Raw genomic sequence first — 24,030 nt, 5'->3', positions numbered from 1 at the left:
AGGGAGCTTGCTCCCGCCGGGTTGCGAAGCGGCCCTAAAACCTGAGCACGCGTTGAGTCAGCATGATCGTGTGCTCAGAATTTACGACGGCTGCGCCGCCGAGCGCGAGCAAGCTCCCTCGCCACAACATCGAGCAAAGAGCGGTTCATTGCTGACACACATCACCACCCGCGTCAGAAACCGACCTAGACTTAAATCATCCCTCCCGACAAGGCAGTCACCATGATCTCGATGTCCTCCTTCCACGCCATGCTCATTCCGATCCTGTGCGGAATGATCCTGCTGGCCATCGGTTTCAACTTCCGCGACAAGAACGCCGGGGTGTTCGCCATGTGGATCGGCATGCTGATGATCCTCGCCACCGTGGTCTACAAGATCCTCGCCAAACTCAACGAATAAATCCGCGCCCGGCTCGCATTGAATCAGGCGGGCTCGTACACTCCAGCGAATCCGCCCCTTGCGAGGTTGACCGCCTAGTGTTTGCTCGTCTGTTTGCTCTACCCTGCCTGTTCCTCGTCTGCCTGATGACGCTGCTGCCCGTGGCGCCTGCCCACGCGGTCGGTCTGCCGGGCCTGCTCAACACCACCAAGACGCAGCCCGAAGCCCAGGAACCGTTGGGGCAATCCCTCGATGAAGTCATCAAGTCGCTGGAAAACGACAAGCAACGTGCGCAGTTGCTGACCGATCTGAAAAAGCTGCGCGACGCCACGAAAAAGGCTCAGGCCTCACCGGAAGAAGGCGTTCTCGGCCTGATCGGCGGCACGCTGGCCAGTTTCGAAAAACAATTCTCCGGCGCCGACAGCCCGCTCAATCGCTGGTCCAACGAGTTCGATCTGGCCAAAGATGAGCTGAAAGCCATGCTGCTCCCGGCCAGTGAATGGCTGCCGATCATCTTCGGCTTCGCGGTGATTCTGATGGTCTGGAGCCTGCTCGCCGCCGCGCTGATCTGGCTCGGCCACCGGGTGCGCATGCGCTTTGGTCTCACCGAAGAACTGCCGCAACACCCCAAGGCTCTGGATATGCTGCGCTTCGCGTTGCGCAAACTCGGGCCGTGGTTGATCGCTTTGGTGATGACCGTTTACATGAGCTACGCCCTTCCCTCGTCACTGGGCAAAAGCCTGGCGATGGTGCTGGCCTATGCGCTGGTGGTCGGCACCTGTTTCTCGGCGATCTGCGTGATCGCGTTTTCCCTGCTCGACGGCCCGCACCGCCATCGCGCGCTCTACATCCTGCGCCATCAGGCGTTCCGGCCATTGTGGCTGATCGGCAGTTTTGCTGCGTTTGGTGAAGCGCTGAACGACCCGCGTCTGATCGAGAGCCTCGGCGTGCACTTGGCACACACCGCCGCGACCGTCGCGAATGTTCTCGCCGCGCTGTCAACCGGGTTGTTCATCCTGCGTTTCCGCCGGCCGATCGCGCACCTGATCCGCAATCAGCCGCTATCCCGGCGCCTGACCCGCCGCGCCCTCAGCGACACCATCGAAATCCTCGGGACCTTCTGGTACGTGCCGGCGCTGGTACTGGTCGGCATTTCGCTGTTCGCCACGTTTGTTTCCGCTGGCGACACCAGCACCGCGCTGCGCCAGTCGCTGATCTGCACCGTGCTGCTGGTGTTGTGCATGGTCATCAATGGATTGGTACGCCGGCATTCGCTCAAACCGCAACGCGGAGCGAAACGCCACGCGCTCTACTCCGAGCGCCTGAAAAGCTTCTTTTACACACTCGCGCATCTGCTGGTATGGCTGGTGTTCATCGAACTCGGCCTGCGGGTGTGGGGCCAGTCGCTGATCGGTTTTGCCGAAGGCGAAGGCCATGACGTCAGCGTCAAACTGTTCAGCCTGATCGGCACACTGATCTTCTCCTGGCTGATCTGGATTCTCGCCGACACCGCTGTGCATCACGCCCTCACCCGCTCGCGCAAAGGCTTGGCCAACGCCCGCGCGCAGACGATGATGCCGCTGATCCGCAACGTGCTGTTCGTGGCGATTTTCATCATTGCGCTGATCGTCGCCCTGGCGAACATGGGCATGAACGTCACGCCACTGCTGGCCGGTGCCGGTGTCATCGGTCTGGCCATCGGTTTCGGCGCGCAGTCACTGGTCGCGGACCTGATCACCGGCCTGTTCATCATCATCGAAGACTCGCTGGCCATCGATGATTACGTCGACGTCGGCGGCCACCTCGGCACCGTCGAAGGCCTGACCATCCGTACCGTGCGCCTGCGCGACATCGACGGCATCGTCCACACGATCCCGTTCAGCGAAATCAAAAGCATCAAGAACTACTCGCGGGAATTCGGCTACGCGATCTTCCGCGTAGCTGTGCCATACAACATGGAAATCGACGACGCGATCAAACTGATGCGCGAAGTCGGCCAGAAGATGCGCACCGATCCACTGCAACGGCGCAACATCTGGTCGCCGCTGGAGATTCAGGGTGTCGAGAGTTTCGAGTCCGGCAGCGCGATCCTGCGCGCCCGCTTCAAGACCGCGCCGATCAAACAATGGGAAGTTTCCCGGGCCTTCAACCTGTCGCTCAAGCGGCATCTGGACGAGGCAGGACTGGATCTGGCGACGCCGAGAATGAGTGTGCAAGTGATCACTGCCGGTGGTGGCCAGCCGAAGGAATAGCACTTAGGCAGGACGTTCGGGTCACAGGCAGAGAAGCCAGAAAAACAATAACCATGGAGAAACCCGATGCAGCTGACACGCATTGCCCAAGCCCTTCTGCTCACCCTGATCGCCAGTAACGCCGTCGCGGCGACAATGGACAGCAGCCGCGAACAGATCGCCGCGCAAGCCAAACAGCTTGAACCCGAACTGCTGGAAACCCGCCGCGACATCCACGCCCACCCGGAACTCGGCAACAGCGAAAAACGCACGTCGGAACTGGTCGCCAAACAATTGAAAGCCATGGGCCTGGAAGTCAAAACCGGCGTCGCCCGCACCGGCGTGGTCGCCGTCCTCAAAGGCGCCCTGCCCGGCCCGACCGTAGCCCTGCGCGCCGACATGGACGCCCTGCCGGTCAAGGAAGTTTCCGACCTGCCGTTCGCCTCGAAAGCCAAAGGCACCTACCTCGACAAAGAGGTAGATGTCATGCACGCCTGCGGCCACGACGCCCACACCGCCATCCTGCTCAGCACGGCAAAAATCCTCACCGGCCTGCGCGACACCCTGCCCGGCACCGTGGTGTTCTATTTCCAGCCCGCCGAAGAAGGCCCTAGCGACTTCATCCCCGACGGCAAAAACACCTGGGGCGCGAAAATGATGGTCGAAGAAGGCGTAATGAAGTCACCCAAACCCGACGCTGTCTTCGGCCTGCACGTCTGGGCCGGCATCCCCGCCGGCCAGATCGCCTATCGCCCCGGCGCCACCCTCGCCAGCTCCGACGACCTGCGCATCAAAATCCTCGGCAAACAAACCCACGCCGGCCGTCCCTGGGACGGCATCGACCCGATCACCGTCGGCGCCCAAACCATCGTCGGCCTGCAAACCGTGGTCAGCCGTCGTACCGACATCTCGTCTTACCCCTCAGTGGTCAGCATCGGCACCATCAACGGCGGCACCCGCTACAACATCATTCCCGAATCCGTCGACATGACCGGGACCATCCGCTCTTACGACTACGGCATTCGCCAGAAACTGCATGCGGACGTGCGCCAGACCGTCGAGAAAATCGCCGAGAGCGGCGGCGCGAAAGCTGATGTCACCATCATCGAAAAATACGACCCCACGATTAACAACCCGGCACTGACAGAAAAAATGCTGCCGACGTTGAAGTGGGCAGCCAAGGATGATGTGGTGAATGCACCGCTGGTGGGGGGCGCGGAAGACTTTTCGTTCTATGCCAAGGAAGTGCCGGGGTTGTTTGTGTTTCTGGGCGTGACGCCACGGGATCAGGACATGAGCAAGGCAGCACCGAATCATAATCCGGGGTTCTTTGTGGATGAGTCGGCGTTGGTGGTGGGCGTGAGGACATTGGCGTCGCTGGCGACGGATTATTTGTATGCCAATGCGGGGGCGGGTAAGTAGAGATGAGGTAACTGTGGGAGTGCCTTCGCGAGCAAGCTCGCTCCCACATTTGGACCGTGTGCAGTCTGCCAGAAATTGGTCGGCTCTCAGGCCGCCATCGCGAGCAGGCTCACTCCTACAAGGGATCGAGTACATCCGCAAGAAACAGGTCGGCTGTCAGGCCGCCATCGCTGGCAAGCCAGCTCCCACAAGAAAATGAGTACACCCGAAACGCGGCGCATGCCGCCCCACTCAACACAATGAGCGTTAGCTCGAGTACCGCTTTTGATCTCCACCACTCAACACAATGAGCGTTAGCTCGAGTACCGCTTTTGATCTAGAGCGCCCGTCGGAAGGCTGAGTGGAGGGATTGATCCGGGGGTGGGAGCGCAGCGACCGCTTGGCGAAGCCAAGCACATCGAGAGGAGGTGCAGCGCAGCAAACCGGAGGCGATGCCCCCCGGATCAATCCCGGAGCGAAGGAACCCGAGCCACAGCGAGGGCCGAACGTCAGGGCACAGACCTTTGGTTACTTTGGGGCGTTTGCCAAAGTGACCCGCCGTAAGGGCGGAACCCTAATCAGCAACACCCGCAGCAACGGATATTCACACCAAGCGATCAAACCACATCAACCCCAACATGAATCGCATCATGCCGCCAAAACTCCAGATCACAATCAATCAACCGCTCATGCTGATCATAATTGACCCGAGCAATCCGCAACCCCGGACTCCCCACCGACACCCGTAAAGCCGCCGCCGCATCCACCGACAACGACGTAGGCACAATCTCAAAGCGCACCCGCCCGTAGTGCAAATCGTAATGCCGCGCATACAACTCGGTAATCGACTGATTCAAATCAAAATCCAGAATCCCCGGAAAAAACTGCGGATTCAGATAATGCTCCACATAAAGCACCAGCCGCCCATCAATCCGCCGCGACCGACAAATCTGAATCACACTCGACAGCGCCGGCAACTGCAGCCAGGCACAGACCGCCGCCGACGCCGGTTGCAGTCGAGCCGAAATCACCTCGGTCGACGGCACCCGCCCCTGCGCACTGACCATCGCGTGAAAGTGACTGCGCTGCATCAAGTTATAAGCCAGACGCGGCGGCGAAACGAACCAGCCCCGCCGCTCCTCACGATAAATCTGCCCTTGCGCCTCCAGTTGCAACAACGCCTCGCGCACAGTAATCCGCGTCGTGCCGAACAACTCACTGAGCTTGCGCTCGGCCGGCAACTTACTGCCAGGCGCCAATAGCCCGTGGTCAAGTTGCTCCTGCAACACCTGGCCAATCGCTGTCACCGCTTTTGTTGCCTCATCGCGCATCAACGTTACCTATCTGGACTAGACCAGCACTGTTTCGGGGCAAAACCGCACGGCGATCTCACCGCATTCGTGTGTTGCAAGCCTAGGCAGTGCAGATGACCGAGAGATGACAAACCTGCTGAACGGTCGGCTAAACGACTTGCAATACATCGGCCAAGTCCCTTGCTCTCCGGGGCTTTGAGCATGGTCTACGCTTAGCGGGCAGCCGTCGAAACCGGGCAAATAAAAGGCTTGTCCGGCGACCACCGACATCAAAGTGTCATCCAGCCCCCTTAAATTGGCTCAGGTATTGCTGACCTAGACCAACACAAACCGCAATCGCAGCGTTGAACACGACCAAGGAGCTTCGGAATGAAACAGCTTTTCCTGGCAACACTGTTAGGCTCGACCATTGCAATGTGCACCTCCGCCATGGCGGCAGGCACCGATCTGAAAACCCTCGAAGCCGCTGCGAAAGCGGAAGGCGCCGTCAACAGTGTCGGCATGCCCGATGACTGGGCCAACTGGAAAGGCACCTGGGAAGACCTGGCCAAGACCTACGGCCTGAAACACATCGACACCGACATGAGCTCGGCTCAGGAAATCGCCAAGTTCGCTGCCGAAAAAGACAACGCCAGCGCCGACATCGGCGACGTCGGTGCAGCCTTCGGCCCGATCGCGGTCAAGCAAGGTGTGGTGCAGCCGTACAAGCCAAGCACCTGGGATCAAGTCCCGGACTGGGCCAAGGACAAGGACGGCAACTGGGCGCTGGCCTACACCGGCACCATCGCCTTCATCGTCAACAAAAAACTGCTGCACGGTTCCGAAGTACCGACCAAATGGGCTGACCTCAAGGGCGGCAAATACAAGGTCTCCATTGGTGACGTGAGCACCGCCGCACAAGCCGCCAACGGTGTACTCGCCGCTGCACTGGCCAACGGTGGCGACGAGAAAAACATCCAGCCTGCGCTGCTGCTGTTCGCCGACATCGCCAAGCAAGGTCGCCTGTCGATGGCCAACCCGACCATCGCCACCATGGAAAAAGGCGAGATCGAAGTCGGTGTGGTCTGGGACTTCAATGGCCTGAGCTACAAGGCAAAGATGGCCAACCCGGATGACTATGTGGTGCTGATTCCGTCCGATGGCTCGGTGATTTCCGGCTACACCACGATCATCAACAAATACGCGAAAAACCCTAACGCCGCCAAGCTGACCCGCGAATACATCTTCAGCGACGCCGGCCAGACCAACCTCGCCCGCGGCAACGCCCGTCCGATCCGCGCCGAGCACCTGCAACTGCCGGAAGACGTGAAAGCCAAACTGCTGCCGAACGAGCAGTACAAAAAGGTCACGCCGATCAAAGACGCCGATGCGTGGGAAAAAACTTCCAAGGCCCTGCCGCAGAAGTGGAACGAAGAAGTCATCGTAGAGATGAAGTAACGCGGCTGATCACCACTTTGTGATCTGAAACAAATCCCCATGTAGGAGTGAGCCTGCTCGCGATAGCGGTCGAACATTCAACAACAGTGTTGACTGATCCACCGCTATCGCGAGCAGGCTCACTCCTACAGGGGGTCCAGGTTGAATCTGCAATTTATTGTTTCGCGGAGTTTTTGCCCCTATGAAGCACAACGTCATCCTTGTCGTGCTCGACGGCCTCAACTATGAAGTCGCGCGTCACGCCATGGGGCATCTGCAGGCTTACGTTGGCGCAGGACGCGCCGCGCTCTACCAGTTGGAGTGCGAGTTGCCGGCCCTGTCCCGACCGCTTTACGAGTGCATCCTCACCGGCGTACCGCCGATTGACAGCGGCATCGTCCACAACAACGTCTCGCGCCTGTCCAACCAGCGCAGCATCTATCACTACGCGCGCGACGCCGGGCTGAAAACCGCCGCTGCCGCCTATCACTGGGTCAGCGAGTTGTACAACCGCTCGCCATTCGTGGCCGCCCGCGACCGTCACACCGACGATCCGACGCTGCCGATCCAGCACGGCCATTTCTACTGGCAGGATCACTACCCGGATTCGCACCTGTTCGCCGACGCGGAACACCTGCGCCTGCGCCACGCGCCGGACTTTTTGCTGATCCACCCGATGAACATCGACGACGCCGGCCACAAGCACGGCCTCGACACCGCGCAATACCGCAACAGCGCGCGTTTCGCCGACATTTATCTCGCCGACTATGTACAGGGCTGGCTCGACGCCGGTTATCAGGTGCTGGTGACTGCCGACCACGGCATGAACAACGACCGCTCGCACAACGGCCTGCTTCCCGAAGAACGTCAGGTGCCGTTGTTCGTCCTCGGTGACGCCTTCAGCCTCGACGCAAACGCCACACCGAAACAGACGGAAATTTGCGGCACGGTCTGCGAACTGCTCGGCGTACCCCACGACAAACCTGTGTGCCGGGAGTTGCTCAAGTGAATGCCATGACTCGCGGCAAATGGCTGGCGGCCCTGTGTCTGGTGCCCTTCGCCCTGTTCTTTATCGTCTTCGAAATCGCTCCGCTGATCTGGGTGATGATCAACAGCCTGCAATCGGAGGAATTCGGTTGGGGACTGGAAAACTTCACCAGGATCTTTAGCTCGAAGTTCTATCTGCAAGCGATCCAGTACAGCCTCGAGATCAGTTTCTGGTCGAGTGTATTCGGCATCATCATCGCCGTACTCGGTGCGTATTCGCTGCGCCGGGTCGACTCCAAACTGCGCAATTTCGTCAATGCCTTCGCCAACATGACCAGCAACTTTGCCGGCGTGCCTCTGGCCTTCGCGTTCATCATCCTGCTCGGTTTCAACGGCAGCTTCACCATCATGCTCAAGCAGGCCGGGATCATTCAGGACTTCAACCTGTACTCGAAAACCGGCCTGATCATTCTCTACACCTACTTCCAGATTCCGCTCGGCGTGCTGCTGCTCTACCCGGCCTTCGACGCCTTGCGCGAAGACTGGCGCGAGTCCGCAGCGCTGCTCGGCGCCAATGGCTGGCAGTTCTGGCGACACATCGGCCTGCCGGTGTTGACCCCGGCGCTGCTCGGCACGTTCGTGATCCTACTGGCCAACGCCCTCGGCGCCTACGCCACGGTGTACGCACTGACCACCGGCAACTTCAACGTGCTGCCAATCCGTATTGCGGCGATGGTCTCCGGGGATATTTCCCTCGATCCGAATCTGGCCAGTGCGCTGGCTGTGGTACTGGTGGCGCTGATGACCATCGTGACGGTTGTGCATCAACTGCTGTTGAAGAGGAGCTACCATGTCTCGCGCTGAATCCGGCCCGGCCGGTGTCTACCACCGCGTCGTGGTCTACCTGCTGTTCGCCATCCTCCTGTTGCCACTGGCCGGCACGCTGGTCTATTCGATCGCCAGCAGTTGGTCGGCGACCATTCTGCCCAGCGGCTTCACCTTCAAGTGGTACATCCAGTTGTGGAGCGACCCGCGCTTTCTCCACGCCTTTGGCCAGTCGCTGCTCGTTTGCGTCGGCGCGCTGGTGCTGTCGGTGGTGCTGATCCTGCCGCTGCTGTTCGTGGTGCATTACCACTTCCCGAAACTCGATGCGCTGATGAACATCCTGATCCTGCTGCCCTTCGCGGTGCCACCAGTGGTGTCGTCGGTGGGCCTGTTGCAACTGTATGGTTCCGGGCCGATGGCGATGGTCGGTACGCCTTGGATTCTGATCGGTTGCTACTTCACCGTGGCGCTACCGTTCATGTACCGGGCGATCACCAACAACCTGCAAGCGATCAACCTGCGCGACCTGATGGACGCCGCGCAACTGCTCGGCGCCAGCACCTTTCAAGCGGCGTTTCTGGTGGTGCTGCCGAATTTGCGTAAAGGCCTGATGGTCGCGCTGCTGCTGTCGTTCTCGTTCCTGTTCGGTGAGTTCGTCTTCGCCAACATCCTCGTCGGCACCCGCTACGAAACCCTGCAGGTTTACCTGAACAACATGCGCAATAGCAGCGGGCATTTCACCAGTGCGCTGGTCATCTCGTATTTCTTTTTCGTGCTGGTCCTGACCTGGATCGCCAACATCTTGAACAAGGACAAAAGCGAATGAGCTATGTCAGCGTCCAACACCTGCAGAAAAACTACGCGGGCACCACGGTGTTCAGCGACATCAACTGCGAAATCAACAAGGGCGAATTCGTCACCCTGCTCGGCCCGTCCGGTTGCGGCAAATCCACCCTGCTGCGTTGCATCGCCGGCCTGACCCCAGTGGATGGCGGCAAGATCCTGCTGGATGGTGTCGATATCGTGCCGTTGAGCCCGCAGAAACGCGGTATCGGCATGGTGTTCCAGAGCTACGCGCTGTTCCCGAACATGACCGTGGAACAGAACGTCGCCTTCGGTTTGCGCATGCAAAAGGTCAACGCCGACGACAGCCAAAAGCGCGTTGCCGAAGTGTTGAAACTGGTTGAACTGAACGACTTCGCCAGCCGCTATCCGCATCAGTTATCCGGTGGCCAGTGCCAGCGTGTCGCCCTCGCCCGTTCGCTGGTCACCCGCCCGCGTCTGTTGTTGCTGGATGAACCGCTGTCGGCACTTGATGCGCGGATTCGTAAACACCTGCGCGAACAGATCCGTCAGATCCAGCGCGAACTCGGCCTTACGACAATCTTCGTCACCCACGACCAGGAAGAAGCGCTGACCATGTCTGATCGGATTTTCCTGATGAATCAGGGGAAGATCGTGCAAAGTGGCGATGCCGAAACCCTGTACACCGCGCCGGTCGATGTGTTCGCCGCCGGCTTCATCGGCAACTACAACCTGCTCGATGCCGACGACGCGTCGAAGCTGTTGCAGCGCCCGATCAACCACCGCATTGCCATTCGCCCGGAAGCCATCGAACTGAGCCTCAACGGCGAACTCGACGCGCAGATTCGCAGCCACAGCCTGCTCGGTAACGTCATCCGCTACCGGATTGAGGCGCGTGGCGTGGAACTGGTGGTGGATGTGCTTAACCGCTCGGCCGCCGATCTGCACCCCGACGGTCAGCGCCTGGCACTTTCCATCGATCCGACTGCCCTGTGTGAGGTAGCTTAAAAGCAGTTGCAAGCTTCGAGCTACAAGCTTCAAGTTGTAGACTGCGGCGCAGCTGATTCCAATTCTTGCAGCTCGAAGCTTGTAGCTCGCAGCTGTTCTCGGAGAGAACTGATGGCCCTGGCAATTTTTGATCTGGACGAAACCCTGATCCACGGCGACTGCGCCACCCTCTGGAGCGAGCAGATGGGGCGCCTGGGCTGGGTCGATCCCGAGTCGTTCATGCGCAAAAACAATGAGCTGATGGACGCCTACAGCCATGGCAAATTGCGCATGGAAGACTACATGGAGTTCAGCCTCGAACCCTTGATCGGCCGCACGCCGGAAGAGGTCGAGCACCTTGTCGGCCCGTGGGTCGAAGACTTCATCGAGCCGATCATCTTCAGCGACGCGACCAAAACCATCGCCGCCCACCGCAAGGCCGGCGACCGGATTCTGGTGATCTCGGCGTCGGGTACACATCTGGTCAAACCGATTGCCGATCGCCTGGGCATCGACGAGGTGCTGGGCATCGAACTGGAAGTCGCGCATGGCGTGTACAGCGGCCACACCGTGGGCACCCTGACCTATCGCGAAGGCAAGATTACCCGGTTGCTGGAATGGCTGGATGCCGAGGAAGAAAACCTGGAAGGCGCGAGTTTCTATTCCGACTCGCGCAATGATCTGCCGTTGTTGCTGAAGGTGGATTTCCCGCATGTGGTGAATCCGGATCCGGTGCTGCTTGAACACGCCGAAAAGGCCGGCTGGCCAATCCATCTCTGGAAATAACGGAGATCAAATGTAGGAGTGAGCCTGCTCGCGATGGCGATCTGTCAGCCAACATCAATGCTGACTGACAGACCGCCATCGCGAGCAGGCTCACTCCTACAGGGTTTGCGTTCTCAGCTCAGGCTGTCGTCAATCACCAACACCAGTTTCCCCGAAACCGTATTGCTCGCCAGCTCGGCAAACGCCGCCTCGGCGTCTTTCACCGCAAAAGCCTTGGCCAACTGCGGACTCAACCGTCCTTCGGCAAACAACGGCCACACATGCTGGCTCAGATCACTGAACAGATCGGCCTTGAACTGATCGTCACGACTGCGCAGCGTCGAACCCAGCAATTGCACACGCTTGGCCAGCACCTGCGCCAGATCCAGCTTGGCCTCGCGGCCGCCCATCAAACCGATCAACACCCAACGTCCATCCAGCGCCATCAGCTTGAGATTGAGCGGCGAATAACTGCCACCGACCGGATCGAGAATCACATCAAACGGCCCGAAGTCGCGCAGGCTTTCCAGGTCATCGGTACGCACCACCCCGCCCTGGGCTCCCAGCGCTTCACAGTAAGCCAAACGCTCGGTTGACCCGACGCTGACCCAACATGGGTTGCCGAACGCCTTGCACAACTGAATGGCGGCTGAACCGATTCCACTTGCCCCGGCGTGCAGGAGAACTTTCTCACCGGGTTTGAGTGCCGCAAGTTGAAACACATTCAGCCAGACTGTTGCGTAAACCTCGGGTAATGCCGCCGCTTCGATCAGCGATACACCTTCGGGCACCGGCAGCACGTGCCGTCCGTCGACCACCACCTCTTCGGCCATGCCGCCCCCGGCCAGCAAGGCGCAGACCCGGTCGCCCACCTGCCACGAACTGCCAGCACCGACCTCGCTGATCACCCCGGAACACTCAAGACCGAGCACTTGGCTGGCGCCGGGCGGGGGCGGATAAAGCCCTGCCTTCTGTAATAAATCAGCGCGATTGAGGCCGGCTGCCGCCACTCGAATGCGGACTTGTCCTACATCACACGTAGGACTCGGCTCTTCAACCCATGCCACTTGACCTTCCACGCCTTGCAATGCCTTCACAGTGCCTCCATAGTGAGTCTGGACTGAGCCCGAAGCTGTAGCGCCGGGCTTTTTGCATTATGCGACCGGCTCTCGTAGAACCGGCGACTTCAAAGACGGCCTAATATGCGTTATCAATTGTCCCCGCGTCGAATCAGCATGAAGCATTTGCTCCCCAGCACCGCCCTCGCTCTTTTTATCGGTATCGGCCTGTTGCCGGTGTCGGGCACCACATTCGCAGCCAACAGCTGGGACAAGTTGCAGCCTGATCGCGATGAAGTCATCGCCAGCCTGAACGTCGTCGAGTTGCTCAAGCGTCACCACTACAGCAAGCCGCCACTCGACGATGCGCGCTCGGTGATCATCTACGACAGCTACCTCAAGCTGCTGGACCCGTCGCGCAGCTACTTCATGGCCAGCGACATCGCCGAATTCGACAAGTGGAAAACCCAGTTTGACGACTTTCTCAAAAGCGGCGACCTCAACGCCGGGTTCACCATCTACAAGCGCTATCTGGACCGCGTCAAGGCGCGTCTGGACTTCGCCCTTGCCGAGCTGAACAAAGGCGTCGACAAGATGGACTTCACCACCAGGGAAACCTTGCTGATCGATCGCAAGGACGCCCCTTGGCTCAAATCCACCGCTGAACTCGACGACCTGTGGCGCAAACGCGTCAAGGACGAAGTGCTGCGGATGAAGATTGCCGGCAAAGAGCCGAAGCAGATCCAGGAAACCCTGACCAAGCGTTACAAGAACCAGTTGTCGCGCCTGGACCAGACCCGTCCGGAAGACATCTTCCAGGCGTACATCAACACCTTCGCCATGTCTTACGATCCGCACACCAACTATCTGTCGCCGGATAACGCGGAAAACTTCGACATCAACATGAGCCTGTCCCTCGAGGGCATCGGCGCCGTGTTGCAGAGCGACAACGACCAGGTGAAAGTCGTGCGCCTGGTGCCGGCAGGCCCGGCTGACAAGACCAAGCAGGTCGCTCCGGCCGACAAGATCATCGGTGTTGCCCAAGGCAACAAAGAGATGGTCGACGTGGTCGGCTGGCGTCTGGACGAAGTGGTCAAGCTGATCCGTGGTCCGAAGGGTACCGTCGTACGTCTGGAAGTGATTCCGGCGAGCAACGCGCCGAACGACCAGACCACCAAGATCGTGCCGATCACCCGTGAAGCGGTGAAGCTCGAAGACCAGGCCGTGAAGAAGTCCATCCTCAACCTGAAACAGGACGGCAAGGACTACAAACTCGGCGTCATCGAGATCCCGGCTTTCTACCTCGATTTCAAGGCATTCCGTGCCGGTGATCCGGACTACAAGAGCACCACCCGCGACGTCAAGAAACTGCTGACCGAACTGCAGAAAGACAAGGTCGACGGCGTGGTCATCGACCTGCGCAACAATGGCGGCGGCTCCTTGCAGGAAGCCACCGAACTGACCAGCCTGTTCATCGACAAGGGCCCGACCGTCCTCGTGCGTAACGCCGATGGCCGTGTCGATGTGCTGGAAGATGAAAACCCGGGTGCGTTCTACAAAGGCCCGATGGCGCTGCTGGTCAACCGCCTGTCTGCCTCGGCTTCGGAGATCTTCGCGGGCGCCATGCAGGACTATCACCGCGCGCTGATCATCGGTGGCCAGACCTTCGGTAAAGGCACCGTGCAGACCATTCAGCCGCTGAACCATGGTGAACTGAAACTGACCTTGGCCAAGTTCTACCGGGTCTCCGGTCAAAGCACCCAGCATCAGGGCGTCCTGCCGGACATCGACTACCCGTCGCTGATCGACACCAAGGAAATCGGCGAGAGCGCCCTGCCGGAAGCCATGCCGTGGGATACCATCCGCGCGGCGATCAAACCGGCAGCCGATCCGTTCAAACCGTACCTGGCACAGCTCAAGTCCGAGCACGACACGCGCACCGCCAAGGATGCCGAGTTCGTCTTCATCCGTGACAAGCTGGCGCTGGCGCAGAAACTGATGGAAGAAAAAACCGTCAGCCTCAACGAGGCCGATCGTCGTGCCCAGCACGCCGACATCGACGCCAAACAGCTGACGATGGAAAACATCCGTCGCAAGGCCAAAGGCGAAGAGCCGCTCAAAGAGCTGAAGAAAGAGGACGAAGACGCCCTCGCCGCCGCTGAGCCGGACAAGGTCAAACCGGAAGACGATGCCTACCTGAGCGAAACCGGGCGCGTGCTGCTGGATTACCTGAAGCTGAGCAATCAGGTGGCCAAGAAGTAAAGTGATGGCAATTTAATGCTGACGATCCCCGGATCGTCATCAAACAGTCATCATTCTGTCGTGCAATAAAGGACTGGGAGCCACTCTCTTCATCGAGAGCGCTCCCAGTCCTTTTTTATCGCCAGAGATTGCCATGACCACGACCGAACAGCTGAGTGCCTTGAGCTCGATCCTGACTCAAAGCGGATTACACAGCCTGTTCCAGCCGATCATCTGTCTCTCCGAACGACGCATCCTCGGTTACGAAGCCCTCACCCGTGGCCCGTCCAACAGCCCCCTGCACTCGCCCATCGCGCTGTTCGCCGTGGCACGTCAGGCTGGCCGTCTGAGTGAGCTGGAAATCGCCTGCCGCCAGTCTGCCTGCCGCCGTTTCAACGAGCAGCAACTGCCGGGGAAGCTGTTTCTTAACGTCTCGCCGGAGTCCTTGCTCGAAGCTGCGCACCAACCGGGGCGTACGTTGCAATTGCTGCAGGACTTCGGCATTCCGCCAAGCCAGGTAGTCATCGAACTGACCGAACAGACGCCGATCGACGACTTCCAATTGCTGCAAACTGCGCTGCATCACTATCGCGCCATGGGCTTCTCAATTGCTCTGGATGACCTCGGTGCCGGGTATTCCAGCCTGCGCCTGTGGTCGGAACTGCGTCCGGATTACGTGAAGATCGACCGGCACTTCATCGACGGCATTCATCAGGATGCGTTGAAGCGAGAGTTTGTTGGATCGATTCTGCAAATCGCCAAGGCCTCGCGAGCGCAAGTCATTGCCGAAGGTATCGAACTGCCCGAAGAGTTGGCGGTGCTGACCGAGATGGGTGTCGATCTGGTACAGGGTTACCTGCTCGGCCGACCGCAGGAACATCCGCCCCGCGACGCCCGGGCCTTGATGCCGAAACACGACAGCAGCGCCGTAGCGTTGAACGACGAAGGCAGCGATCTCAGCGCTCTGCTCAATGACCAACCCGCCGTGCATCGCGACACGCCGACCGCCACTGTGCTGGAAGCCTTCCGCCGCCAGGCCAACCTCAACTCACTGGCCGTCCTCGACGAACAAGGCCAGCCATGCGGCATCGTTCACCGCCACTCCCTATCGGATGCCCTGCTCAAACCCTTCGCCACCGACCTGTTCGCCCGCAAACCCATCAGCCGCTTGATGAACGACGACTTCCTCGCCGTGGAAATGAGCCAGTCGCTACAGCAGGTCAGCCGCCTGATCACCAGCCGCGCCCGCCAACGCATCGAAGAAGACTTCATCATCACACTCAACGGCAGCTACCTCGGCCTCGGGCGCGTGATCGACGTACTCAAACTGATCACCGAACTGAAAATCCAGCAAGCCCGCTACGCCAACCCACTGACCCTGCTACCGGGCAACGTCCCCATTCAGCAATGCCTGACGCGCTTGTTGCAACAAGGCCGCGAATCGATCATCTGCTACGTCGACATCGACAGCTTCAAACCCTTCAACGACATCTACGGCTACGGCCGCGGCGACGAAGTCCTGCTGTGCCTGGCGCAATGCCTCAACGAACGCGTCGACCCGTCGCGCGACTTCGTCGGCCACATCGGCGGCGATGACTTCCTACTCGTTCTCGGCCCCGAGGACTGGCGCAAACGCCTCAACCAGTTGCTTGATGACTTCCAAAGCCAATGCCGCCGCTTTTACCGCCCCGAACATCTTGAAGCAGGTTGCTTCATTGCGCCGAATCGCCAAGGCGTGCGGCAGGAATTTCCGCTGCTGTCACTGTCTATCGGCGTCGTCCACCTGCATCCCGAAGCCTGCGCACAACTTGATGCGAGCCAACTCGCGGAGATGGCCTCGCAGGCGAAGCATCATGCGAAGAATGTTCCGGGGTATAGCGTGCATTTGCTTGATAGCCTCACTGCCCCTGAACTGCATAAACCGCAACTAATCGGCCAACGCTGATGCCCCAAACACCAAAAATTCCTTTGGGAGCGGGCTTGCCCGCGAAGGGGTCTGTTCAAACAGCCTTTATATCGCTACTGACAATTTTTTGAAAACCGCCTCGAGAATCATCAAACAGTTTCAAATCAAATCGCGCTGTGCAATCAAGATAGAAGTCACTCACAAGACTGACCTCGTCATGTCGAAAATCCATTACTTGCTTATAAAATGACGTTATAGCCGGATCATTGGAGTTACTCATAGAATTAATCACTTCACACTTTTCGTATACCCGCACTGCATCTACCACCACGTTCTCAAAATATACCTCGCGATTTTCAAGACCGAGAAATCTGGAAAAATGAAAAGGCAAACTTCGACCCGACCTAAAGACATTACAAAGACTAAGAACTAGAAGACTTGCAAAATACAAACGCTCCCTGCAATCTGGATTTGAGATTAACTCCAGTAAACCTGCGTCTCCGCATTCGCCGAAAATATTCTGTTCCACTGCCTCAGGATCCTCACGGTACTGGTCACCAAACAGCTCAGCATCTGACTCTCCGCGAGTCCATCGCTTAAAATCGTCGAATGACCACCTACCCTCAATGACCTCAATGACCTCAATCATCAGGCTTTATCATCCTTTAAATGTTCATGCTGATATCTCGCTAAGCATTCAAGTAAAACCTGCATGAATTGGCGCTGATCCTCTACATCGTCATCAAAGTATGTTGTGATTTTTGTGAAGATCGCATCAAAATTATCATCAATTTCCAAATAGTATATCAACGTTTCGATACACCACTCGCGCTCACGCTCACTATAAGAAAGAAACTCAGGCTTCATAAGAATATCAAAAAGCTCAGCAAGCTCCTCTTTATCATTAACATCCTTTGAAACAATGATTTTTTCACGTGCGTCGTCGTGAGTATTATCTATATCAAATAGAAAAAGCAGACTACGCAAGACAAAATATTCAGGCTTACGTTTCATGGCATAAATTCCGCATAAGAAGTTATCGGCTTACCTGCTCTATCAAGGATTACTATTGCATGTGTTTGTTGCCCATAATCTACGCCCCCTCTCTTATAGCCCTCACCAATAATTTTGCCCATATTCATCGGCTCCCTCGACGCCATTTGCCCATTTCTCCTAAAAATAAGTTGCGCACGATGTATGGCATTCAGTTGGTCTCGATAACTAAAAAAATGAGTGGCCGCACTAGGTATCTTGGGCTGTCCTGCTCTTCTACCGTTGGTGTAGACCTCAATGTTTCCAGTAGTTGGGTTTCGTCCTGTAATTGAACGTTCCTGCTGAGAAGCCAGCGTAGTCTGTTTGCCATGTTTCTCTAAGAAGTGTGCGTCTCTCGTGTTTTTTTCCATTTCATCCAAACGTCGATAAGCATTCGCCTCCGCCAACTCATCAATCCTCGCCCGCCGCTCCTGCGCCGTCATCTTCGGCAGCGCTGGCTCACCGTCATCAACCTTACCTCCGGGCACCTCACAACCCGGCTTATTCGGCGGCGGGCAGTTGGACGTCAACCCCAACGGATCCACCCACCCCGTCGGGTTCGGCACGTACTGGTACTGATTCAACCCACCGGCCAACTTGATCGGATCCGGCGTCAGATACCGTCCCAACCTCGGGTCGTAATACCGATGGCGGTTGTAGTGCAGCCCGCTTTCCCCATCGAAATACTGCCCCTGAAAGCGCAGCGGCTGGTCCAGGTATTCCTCGCCGGCCAGGGTGATCGTGGCGACTTTGCCGTAGGCGTCGTATTGCGCCGACCAGACGATTTCGCCGCTGTAGTCGGTGAGTTCCTGCGGGGTGCCGAGATGGTCGAGTTGGTAGTAGAACGGGCAGGCGCGTTTCGGGCCTTTGCCGTCGAGCAGCGCCAGCGGGCGGAAGGTGCCGGGTTCGTAGACGTAGCTGCGGTGGTGGGTCTTGCTGCTTTCGGCGACGAGGTGGTCGCCTTGCCAGAAAAACTCGGTGGTCGCGCCGTCGATGGTTTTGCTGATGCGCCGGTTGAAGGCGTCGTACTGGTAGGACGCGGTTTTGCCGTCGGGACGGGTCAGGCCGATGAGGCGATGCTGGCAGTCGTAGCTGTATTCGGTGACGAGTTTCTGCGCGGTGCCGCGGCGTTCGCGGATCAGGTTGCCGAAGGCGTCGTAGTCGTAGTGGCGATCACCCTGCAGCAGCAGGCGGTTGCCCTTGATCTGTGTCGGGCCGGGACGGTCCTGCATCAGCAGGTTGCCAGCCGGATCGTGGGCGAAGGATTCCGGCAGTTCGTCGCGTGAGTGACGCACGCGGATCAGGCGGTCGAGGGCGTCGTAGCCGTAGGTGCGCTGGCCGTGGCGGGTGTCGGCGATGTGCTCCAGGTTGCCGTTGGCGCTGTAGGCATAATCGCGGCGGTACAGCGAAGCGTGCTCATGGCCTACGGCGTGGGCGAGCAAGCGGCCCTGATCGTCGTAGGCATATTTGCTGAGCAGCAGGCCTTGCTGGCGTTGTTGTTCACGACCGGACTCATAGCGATGCGAAGTCAGGGGCGCGCCGTTGAGGTGGATTGCGGTGAGCGCGCCGCCCTTGGCGTAGTGGTAGTCGAGCTTGCTGTTGTCCGGCAGACGCTGGCGCTTGAGTTGGCCGCAGGCGTCGTAGGTATAACGCAAGGTGCCCCAGCCCTGATGCTCGGTGATCAGCCGATCCTGCAGGTCGTATTCAAAGGCCAGCGGGTGTTTCTGGCCGTCGTCGACGCCGGTCAGTCGGCCGAGGCGGTCGTAGCGGTATTCGACCTTGACCCCGTCCGGCAGGGTCTTGATCAGCAGGCGCCCGGCGGCATCGCGCTCGTAAGCGGTGAGCAAAACAGAGCCGTCATCGCCGAACTCGGTCTTTTCCAGCAGATGGCCATTGAGGTCGTAGGCGTAGGCCGTGCGTCGGCCGTCGAAGCCGGTTTCCTGTCGGATCAGTCCGGTCGGCGTGTAGTCCAGTTGGTACTTTTCGCCGGACTCGTTCTCGATTTCGGTGAGCAGCAGCTGCGCATGGTCGTAGCGATACTGCACCCGCGTGCCATCGGGGTTGATCTTGCGCGAGACCAGGTGCAGGTCATCGTCATACTCGTAGCGGGTGATGCGCCCGAGTTCGTCGCGTTCGGCGGTGACTTGACCATAGGCGCCGTAGCTATAGGCACGGGTGGAACCTGTAGGAGAAGTCGTCTGGATCAGTCGGCCAACCGCGTCCCAGTGCTGCCGCGTGATCGCGCCGTGTTCATCAACAGTGGTCGTCCGTCGCCCCAGCGCGTCGTAGGAAAAACGCCGCACGCCGCCATCGGGCAGGGTTTCTTCCGTCAATTGACCGAGCGTGTTCCAGACGAAAACATGCCGACTGGTGTCCGGATAACGGATCGACAGCAACTGCCCGCGAGCGTCGTAGTGGTAATGGCTGACCTGCCCGTCGGGATCAACCGCTTCGGTGACATCGCCCTGGGCATTGCGCCGGTAGGTCCACACCGCCTCGCCACGGCAGCGGCTGTGCAGGAAACCGTTGCGGTACTCGTAGGACGTCGGCTCATCGTCCGGCGGAAGCAGCGCGATCAGCCGTCCGACGTCGTCGTAGCGGTATTCGGTAACGGCGCCTAAAGGGTCCTGCTCGGCGATCAAACGTCCCGCGTCGTCGTAAGCCTTGAGATGCTCGCCGCCGTCGGCTTCGACCTTGCGCACCAGGCGTGCACGGTCGTCGTGGACGTAGGTTTCTTCGGTGCCATCGACGTAATGCACCGCCACGCTGCCGTCGTCGTCCCAGACGTAACGGGTGTCCATCTGCGAGAACGAGGCCCAGTGCCGCACGCAGCGGGCAGCCTTGCCAGCGCGCTCCCACTCCCAGAAGAAGCTCGCGCCACCGGTCAACTGGCGCTGCAGAATGACGTGCTGATCGTCGTAGTCGTAACGCTCGCTGTCGCCGACGGCGTTACGCGCTTCGATCAGGTGCTGATAGGCGTCATAGCCGTAACTGACGAGGGTCTGCTCGGTGTGCCAAGGCTCAGCAAGATTCTGCGTCGGATCAAAGCGCTGGTAATCCACCGCAACCAGATGAGCCCGATCGTAGCGCAACAACAACGCCCGACCCGCACCGTTATCCAGTCGCTGAACCCTGTCGGACCGATCCCGTTGTACAGTCAGACGGTTGCCATACCCATCACTAACTGCCGCCAGCCTTCCAGCCCGAAAGTGATAAAACCGCGCCGCGTCCCCCGCCAGCGCGAGGATCAACTCCTCCGGCTCATCCCCGAGAAAAATCGCCGCCCGCGACAAACTGTTGTGAATCGCCGGCCGCGCAACGCTAGGCAACGGAAACCGCGTACGCCGGTTCTCATGGTCAACCCAGACCACAAAATCGCCATCAAACTCCAGCCGATGCGCCAGCGAATGACTCCAGCCAAACCCCAGCCCGACATCGATCTCGGCCGCGCTGGTGCGATACAAACGGGTGAACTCGAACGGCAGCACCCCATCCAGCACGCCATCGGTGAGGGTCAGCAGTTCCTCGCCAGTGACCATCGACACCGGGCAGCCGTTGGTGCACGTACCTGGCACACAATCGGCGCTGTCACCGTTGGGGTTTTTCGCCTGATCCGGCGCGTCGTCGTGGTGTTCGTTTTTCTTCAGCAAAGCGTTGCGCTTGGCATTCCAGCGCAATTGCATCCGGCCTTTTTTCACACTGGCCGCAATCCCGCGCGCGGCAACGGTCTTGTATTTATCAACGTACTTGATGAAGCCACTGACGATGCCGAACAACGCCTTCACCAACCGCATCACCGCCGACAGAAGTTGAACCGCGCGATCCGCCATACGCAGCGTCAGATAAGCGATGCCCGCGCCGCCACTGGCAAACGTCAGAACAACGGCAATCAGCACATCAATCAACAATTGCACGATGACCAGCGACACCGCTTCAGCGGTTTTGCCGAAGACCTCACTGGGCGGCAGCATCTCCAGCCAAAGGCTGGCCGTTCGCAACAGCAAACACAGCGCGGCCTCGTCACTGACCAGCAACTGCAGCTTTTCCATGAGCTCGGGAGCGTTCGCTGCCAAATCGATCAGATCCGCCGCGCCACTGCCCAATCGCTCCACAAAAGCGCCGGGATCTCTGAGAATGTCCGACAGCATTCCAATGCTGTCCCACACCCCTTCGATCGCCGCCCAGCTCCCGGCGAGCATGCCGTTGCCCGCCGCCGTCGCCACCGACTGCGACCACTGCGGCTTGAATCCCTGCCACTCGCTGCGCAGCCAATCATCCAGCTCAACGGTCAGGCCATCGTAGGATTCGAAAAGATCTTCAACTTGTTTCGGGGTGACAGCGCTGTGCACATGCACCCGATAGAACTTGCCCTCTTCGCCGCGAAATTCGCCCAGGCCTTGGGCATCAAGGGTCACGGGTACTGTTTTGCCACCATCTACCGCCACGACATCAACCACGATGTTGCCCAGCGGGATGTCATAGACCGATTCGAACTTGCTCTCGATCAGCATCAATCCGCCCTTCGGGCACTGGACGACGCGGGAGAAAAACTGGTCGTCGCTACTGCTGACGGCGCTAGTGTTTTCACCGAAGCGGATCAACCGCTCCATGCCCATCAGCGACGGCAGATCGGCGGCGTGGCTGACGGTATCGGCTGCACGGCTGGCCCAATGTTTGAGCTGTTCGCGGTAGAGGCTGAGGGTCTCGGGGAAGCTGTCGAGCTCTTGCTCGATACGGGTGATGGCTTCCATCAACGTACGCTGGCGTACGGAGTGGACTGAATGACCGGGTCGAGCATGAACGTTCCCTCGCGCAAAAATTAGGCGCGGGAACTGTGCGGGGGATCAATCAGGAAAGAAGTCAGGCAAGTAGGCAATGGATGTAGGACTAGTCTGTAAAACATCAAAAAAAATAAACAGACCGGCATAAACGCAAACGTGGCGTGAGGTTTCCCTCACGCCACGTTTATTGGGCAGACATATTTGAAGTTACTGCGTTGAACCTCCAGTCCCCAGTTCTTTCAATTTAAGCTCGGCCAACGGATGCCCGGCCTTGGCCGCCATATTCCACCAGCGGGCGGCTTCGACAGGATCCGGCGCTTTGCTCGGTGTGCCTGCCAGGCTGATCACACCGACCTGATAGGCCGCTTTGCCATCACCGGCCAGGGCCGCCAACCGCAACAGGCGCACGCCTTCTTCTCGCGCCCCCAGCCCGACACCGCGAAAGGTCAGGATGTGTCCGTAGAAGCTTTGCGCGCCGACATCGCCGAGGTTGGCCATGCGTGCGAATTGGCCCTCCAGCCAACGCCAGCCGCGCGGCTGACGGACAAACCACGACCAGTGAAACAGCCGGCGCGCCAACCAGTAGCTGGCCTGCGCCTTGAGTCGTAAAAACACTCAGGCCTCCGCCGATTCCGGGTACTCGTATTCGAAGACTCTGACCACTTCCGAAGCATGCCAGGAAGCCGCTGCAACACCATCGGACGGCCCGGAAAAACGCCCCAGACGCTCAACGCACTCGAAAAAGCCGGTGCGCGGCAGACGACTCGCGCCCTGACTGATTACCAACGAGCTGCGCAACGGCTGTTCGGCCTTGGCGTCGAGTGCCGCCAGATGCTCAAGCGCGGCGGTCAGGGTCTGCATCGCCGGCGTCGGCAATTGCAAACGTTCGAGCAGCGCCCGATACGTCAGCAGATGGCGCTGCCTGCGTGCCTGATCCAGCTCCCCCAGCAATCCGTCCCAATGTTGTCGACTGATGCGTACGCTCACGATTCTTCCCTCCACCCTGGCACCGTCAGTTCCCAGGCCAGGCTGCGGCGAATCGCGGCGTCAGGCAGACGCTCACCACTTTCAATCATGGCCAGGTAAGACGGGCTGATGCCTACCGTGCGGGCCAGCGCCTCGATGGCGATGCCCTTCCCTTCGCGCAAACTGCGTAATTGATCCAGACCTGGAAGAATCGGGTCCGGTGATGCCGCGACTGGCTCTGGAGCCTGCCGCGACGGTGCTTCGTTGATGCCTGCTGCTTTCAGTAGAGCCTGATACTGAGCCCATGGCAAAACCGCGTATTCGGGTTCGCCATCGCGTGCAATTATCTGAATATCCATGACTACCCCGTAGGACAACAACACTTAGCGAGTCGGCACTTTTCCCTAGAAGTGTAATCCTAACAGCGGCCAAGGTCGCGGGGGGTATCTATCTGTTGGCGGGTTGGGTGAATCAGGGCTTTTTCGGGCCCTGAAGTTGCAGTTGCGCGGGGGTATCAGGCAGGCGCTCGACGACCGCCAGTTTTTCCGGCTGCTGGCGATTGCGCCAAAGTCTGAAGGCGCTGAGTTCATCGTCGAGGGTTTTCATCAGCCAGGCGAGGACGGCGATGTCATCAAGCATGCCGAATACCGGGATGAAATCCGGGATTGCATCGACCGGACTGAGGAAATACATCAGCCCCGCGACCACCGAGATCAACGCTTTGGGACTGATAGCGCGATACTCGCCGCGCCAGTAGGCCAGGCATAGCGCCTGGAGCAAACGCAGATCATCCTTCAGTTTTCCGAGACGATTACCCTGCGCAGCGCCTTTGCTGGCTACCGCAAACAGCAACGTCGGCAGGCGACCGCGAGCGAGCAGCCGGCCAGCCAAGGGCAGGAATCGAGCGAAATTCCACGGAGCTTTCATCTTTTCCTCCCG

At 59.0% G+C, this 24,030-nt stretch carries 20 protein-coding genes; 11 read left to right on the top strand and 9 right to left on the bottom strand.

Features of this window, described 5'->3' with window-relative positions; genetic code table 11:
- Positions 1 to 222: 222 nt before the first annotated feature.
- From ACVVH8_RS09005 to ACVVH8_RS08995, 3 genes are all read left to right on the top strand, one after another.
- On the top strand, positions 223 to 399 hold the full coding sequence (locus tag ACVVH8_RS09005) for a hypothetical protein (protein ID WP_177431475.1): 177 nt from the start codon (positions 223 to 225) through the stop codon (positions 397 to 399).
- A gap of 77 nt (positions 400 to 476) precedes the next feature.
- Positions 477 to 2,630, top strand: a complete 2,154-nt coding sequence (locus ACVVH8_RS09000) for a mechanosensitive ion channel family protein (RefSeq protein WP_475229568.1) — start codon at positions 477 to 479, stop codon at positions 2,628 to 2,630.
- Positions 2,631 to 2,696: 66 nt separating this feature from the next.
- Complete coding sequence (locus ACVVH8_RS08995) at positions 2,697 to 4,031, top strand: amidohydrolase (RefSeq protein ID WP_475229565.1); 1,335 nt, start codon at positions 2,697 to 2,699, stop codon at positions 4,029 to 4,031.
- A gap of 596 nt (positions 4,032 to 4,627) precedes the next feature.
- Here ACVVH8_RS08995 and ACVVH8_RS08990 read toward each other — a convergent pair.
- The gene (locus ACVVH8_RS08990) at positions 4,628 to 5,341 is read right to left on the bottom strand and encodes a UTRA domain-containing protein (RefSeq protein WP_103307243.1); all 714 of its coding nucleotides are present in this window, start codon (positions 5,339 to 5,341) and stop codon (positions 4,628 to 4,630) included.
- 351 nt (positions 5,342 to 5,692) lie between these two features.
- Between ACVVH8_RS08990 and ACVVH8_RS08985 the strand changes: the two genes are divergently transcribed.
- From ACVVH8_RS08985 to ACVVH8_RS08960, 6 genes are all read left to right on the top strand, one after another.
- Positions 5,693 to 6,760, top strand: coding sequence for an ABC transporter substrate-binding protein (locus ACVVH8_RS08985; RefSeq protein WP_103307244.1), 1,068 nt, complete (start codon positions 5,693 to 5,695; stop codon positions 6,758 to 6,760).
- A 181-nt stretch (positions 6,761 to 6,941) separates the two neighbouring features.
- Complete coding sequence (locus tag ACVVH8_RS08980) at positions 6,942 to 7,748, top strand: alkaline phosphatase family protein (RefSeq protein WP_103307245.1); 807 nt, start codon at positions 6,942 to 6,944, stop codon at positions 7,746 to 7,748.
- Positions 7,749 to 7,753: 5 nt separating this feature from the next.
- Positions 7,754 to 8,590: an ABC transporter permease gene (locus ACVVH8_RS08975; RefSeq protein WP_177431477.1), complete on the top strand. Its 837-nt coding sequence runs from the start codon at positions 7,754 to 7,756 to the stop codon at positions 8,588 to 8,590.
- Complete coding sequence (locus tag ACVVH8_RS08970; RefSeq protein WP_103307247.1) at positions 8,577 to 9,377, top strand: ABC transporter permease; 801 nt, start codon at positions 8,577 to 8,579, stop codon at positions 9,375 to 9,377. Before ACVVH8_RS08975 ends, ACVVH8_RS08970 begins: the two co-directional genes overlap by 14 nt.
- On the top strand, positions 9,374 to 10,363 hold the full coding sequence (locus ACVVH8_RS08965) for an ABC transporter ATP-binding protein (protein WP_213028019.1): 990 nt from the start codon (positions 9,374 to 9,376) through the stop codon (positions 10,361 to 10,363). Before ACVVH8_RS08970 ends, ACVVH8_RS08965 begins: the two co-directional genes overlap by 4 nt.
- Before the next feature lie 111 nt (positions 10,364 to 10,474).
- Positions 10,475 to 11,128, top strand: coding sequence for an HAD family hydrolase (locus ACVVH8_RS08960; protein ID WP_213028018.1), 654 nt, complete (start codon positions 10,475 to 10,477; stop codon positions 11,126 to 11,128).
- Between the two features lie 113 nt (positions 11,129 to 11,241).
- Here ACVVH8_RS08960 and ACVVH8_RS08955 read toward each other — a convergent pair whose 3' ends face one another.
- Complete coding sequence (locus ACVVH8_RS08955) at positions 11,242 to 12,204, bottom strand: zinc-binding dehydrogenase (protein WP_103307250.1); 963 nt, start codon at positions 12,202 to 12,204, stop codon at positions 11,242 to 11,244.
- Positions 12,205 to 12,342: 138 nt separating this feature from the next.
- Between ACVVH8_RS08955 and ACVVH8_RS08950 the strand changes: the two genes are divergently transcribed.
- Positions 12,343 to 14,427, top strand: a complete 2,085-nt coding sequence (locus ACVVH8_RS08950; protein ID WP_213028016.1) for a carboxy terminal-processing peptidase — start codon at positions 12,343 to 12,345, stop codon at positions 14,425 to 14,427.
- A gap of 133 nt (positions 14,428 to 14,560) precedes the next feature.
- Positions 14,561 to 16,351: a bifunctional diguanylate cyclase/phosphodiesterase gene (locus tag ACVVH8_RS08945; protein ID WP_103307252.1), complete on the top strand. Its 1,791-nt coding sequence runs from the start codon at positions 14,561 to 14,563 to the stop codon at positions 16,349 to 16,351.
- Positions 16,352 to 16,406: 55 nt separating this feature from the next.
- Here the strand turns inward: ACVVH8_RS08945 and ACVVH8_RS08940 are convergent, their stop codons facing one another.
- The 7 genes from ACVVH8_RS08940 to ACVVH8_RS08910 all read right to left on the bottom strand — a co-directional run bounded on the left by ACVVH8_RS08940 (position 16,407) and on the right by ACVVH8_RS08910 (position 24,018).
- On the bottom strand, positions 16,407 to 16,961 hold the full coding sequence (locus tag ACVVH8_RS08940; RefSeq protein WP_475229563.1) for a hypothetical protein: 555 nt from the start codon (positions 16,959 to 16,961) through the stop codon (positions 16,407 to 16,409).
- Positions 16,961 to 17,326, bottom strand: a complete 366-nt coding sequence (locus ACVVH8_RS08935; protein ID WP_103307254.1) for a hypothetical protein — start codon at positions 17,324 to 17,326, stop codon at positions 16,961 to 16,963. The genes ACVVH8_RS08940 and ACVVH8_RS08935 overlap by 1 nt, the downstream gene beginning before the upstream one ends.
- Positions 17,323 to 22,095, bottom strand: coding sequence for an RHS repeat-associated core domain-containing protein (locus tag ACVVH8_RS08930; RefSeq protein WP_475229560.1), 4,773 nt, complete (start codon positions 22,093 to 22,095; stop codon positions 17,323 to 17,325). The genes ACVVH8_RS08935 and ACVVH8_RS08930 overlap by 4 nt, the downstream gene beginning before the upstream one ends.
- A 237-nt stretch (positions 22,096 to 22,332) precedes the next feature.
- The gene (locus tag ACVVH8_RS08925; protein WP_103307431.1) at positions 22,333 to 22,740 is read right to left on the bottom strand and encodes an SEL1-like repeat protein; all 408 of its coding nucleotides are present in this window, start codon (positions 22,738 to 22,740) and stop codon (positions 22,333 to 22,335) included.
- Positions 22,741 to 23,112 (bottom strand): hypothetical protein, encoded by a 372-nt coding sequence (locus ACVVH8_RS08920; protein ID WP_003223109.1) that lies wholly within the window; start codon positions 23,110 to 23,112, stop codon positions 22,741 to 22,743.
- A complete protein-coding gene (locus tag ACVVH8_RS08915; protein WP_103307432.1) occupies positions 23,109 to 23,450 on the bottom strand; it encodes a helix-turn-helix domain-containing protein in 342 nt (113 codons plus the stop codon). The genes ACVVH8_RS08920 and ACVVH8_RS08915 overlap by 4 nt, the downstream gene beginning before the upstream one ends.
- Before the next feature lie 112 nt (positions 23,451 to 23,562).
- Positions 23,563 to 24,018, bottom strand: coding sequence for a YkvA family protein (locus ACVVH8_RS08910; RefSeq protein WP_213028011.1), 456 nt, complete (start codon positions 24,016 to 24,018; stop codon positions 23,563 to 23,565).
- Between the last annotated feature and the right edge of the window lie 12 nt (positions 24,019 to 24,030).

The sequence above is a fragment of the Pseudomonas trutticola BRTCR10 genome, assembly GCF_056155105.1.
This window is presented reverse-complemented; position numbering and strand designations above follow the sequence as displayed.